The sequence below is a fragment of the Pseudomonas sp. 05L36 genome (assembly GCF_056398125.1).
Map to the genome: position 1 here is coordinate 1 of NZ_JBFTOU010000070.1, position 2,578 is coordinate 2,578.

A 2,578-nucleotide genomic window follows, 5' to 3' on the forward strand; every position below is an offset into this window, starting at 1 on the left:
GCTTCAGCCCCAGGATGTGATGAGCCGACATCGAGGTGCCAAACACCGCCGTCGATATGAACTCTTGGGCGGTATCAGCCTGTTATCCCCGGAGTACCTTTTATCCGTTGAGCGATGGCCCTTCCATACAGAACCACCGGATCACTAAGACCTACTTTCGTACCTGCTCGACGTGTCTGTCTCGCAGTCAAGCGCGCTTTTGCCTTTATACTCTACGACCGATTTCCGACCGGTCTGAGCGCACCTTCGTACTCCTCCGTTACTCTTTAGGAGGAGACCGCCCCAGTCAAACTACCCACCATACACTGTCCTCGATCCGGATAACGGACCTGAGTTAGAACCTCAAAGTTGCCAGGGTGGTATTTCAAGGTTGGCTCCACGCGAACTGGCGTCCACGCTTCAAAGCCTCCCACCTATCCTACACAAGCAAATTCAAAGTCCAGTGCAAAGCTATAGTAAAGGTTCACGGGGTCTTTCCGTCTAGCCGCGGATACACTGCATCTTCACAGCGATTTCAATTTCACTGAGTCTCGGGTGGAGACAGCGCCGCCATCGTTACGCCATTCGTGCAGGTCGGAACTTACCCGACAAGGAATTTCGCTACCTTAGGACCGTTATAGTTACGGCCGCCGTTTACCGGGGCTTCGATCAAGAGCTTCGCGTTAGCTAACCCCATCAATTAACCTTCCGGCACCGGGCAGGCGTCACACCCTATACGTCCACTTTCGTGTTTGCAGAGTGCTGTGTTTTTAATAAACAGTCGCAGCGGCCTGGTATCTTCGACCGGCGTGGGCTTACGGAGCAAGTCCTTCACCCTCACCGGCGCACCTTCTCCCGAAGTTACGGTGCCATTTTGCCTAGTTCCTTCACCCGAGTTCTCTCAAGCGCCTTGGTATTCTCTACCCAACCACCTGTGTCGGTTTGGGGTACGGTTCCTGGTTACCTGAAGCTTAGAAGCTTTTCTTGGAAGCATGGCATCAACCACTTCGTCACCCAAAGGGTAACTCGTCATCAGCTCTCGGCCTTAAGATCCCGGATTTACCTAAGATCTCAGCCTACCACCTTAAACTTGGACAACCAACGCCAAGCTGGCCTAGCCTTCTCCGTCCCTCCATCGCAATAACCAGAAGTACAGGAATATTAACCTGTTTTCCATCGACTACGCTTTTCAGCCTCGCCTTAGGGACCGACTAACCCTGCGTCGATTAACGTTGCGCAGGAAACCTTGGTCTTTCGGCGTGGGTGTTTTTCACACCCATTGTCGTTACTCATGTCAGCATTCGCACTTCTGATACCTCCAGCAAGCTTCTCAACTCACCTTCACAGGCTTACAGAACGCTCCTCTACCGCATCACCCGAAGGTGATACCCGTAGCTTCGGTGTATGGTTTGAGCCCCGTTACATCTTCCGCGCAGGCCGACTCGACTAGTGAGCTATTACGCTTTCTTTAAAGGGTGGCTGCTTCTAAGCCAACCTCCTAGCTGTCTAAGCCTTCCCACATCGTTTCCCACTTAACCATAACTTTGGGACCTTAGCTGACGGTCTGGGTTGTTTCCCTTTTCACGACGGACGTTAGCACCCGCCGTGTGTCTCCCATGCTCGGCACTTGTAGGTATTCGGAGTTTGCATCGGTTTGGTAAGTCGGGATGACCCCCTAGCCGAAACAGTGCTCTACCCCCTACAGTGATACATGAGGCGCTACCTAAATAGCTTTCGAGGAGAACCAGCTATCTCCGAGCTTGATTAGCCTTTCACTCCGATCCACAGGTCATCCGCTAACTTTTCAACGGTAGTCGGTTCGGTCCTCCAGTCAGTGTTACCTAACCTTCAACCTGCCCATGGATAGATCGCCCGGTTTCGGGTCTATTCCCAGCGACTAGACGCCCTATTAAGACTCGCTTTCGCTACGCCTCCCCTATTCGGTTAAGCTCGCCACTGAAAATAAGTCGCTGACCCATTATACAAAAGGTACGCAGTCACCCAACAAAGTGGGCTCCCACTGCTTGTACGCATACGGTTTCAGGATCTATTTCACTCCCCTCTCCGGGGTTCTTTTCGCCTTTCCCTCACGGTACTAGTTCACTATCGGTCAGTCAGTAGTATTTAGCCTTGGAGGATGGTCCCCCCATATTCAGACAAAGTTTCTCGTGCTCCGTCCTACTCGATTTCATKRMYAAGAGATTTTCGCGTACAGGGCTATCACCCACTATGGCCGCACTTTCCAGAGCGTTCCGCTAATCTCAAAKCMACTTAAGGGCTRGTCCCCGTTCGCTCGCCACTACTAAGGGAATCTCGGTTGATTTCTTTTCCTCAGGGTACTTAGATGTTTCAGTTCCCCTGGTTCGCCTCTTGCACCTATGTATTCAGTACAAGATAACCATCTTATGATGGCTGGGTTCCCCCATTCAGACATCTCCGGATCAAAGTCTGTTTGCCGACTCCCCGAAGCTTTTCGCAGGCTACCACGTCTTTCATCGCCTCTGACTGCCAAGGCATCCACCGTATGCGCTTCTTCACTTGACCATATAACCCCAAGCAATCTGGTTATACTRTGAAGACGACATTCGCCGAAAATTCG

At 51.8% G+C, this 2,578-nt stretch carries 1 rRNA gene; it reads right to left on the reverse strand.

The features are described 5' to 3' along the window. A 23S ribosomal RNA gene (locus AC1DKH_RS30255) occupies positions 1 to 2,523 on the reverse strand; the annotation flags it as partial. Positions 2,524 to 2,578: the final 55 nt, after the last annotated feature.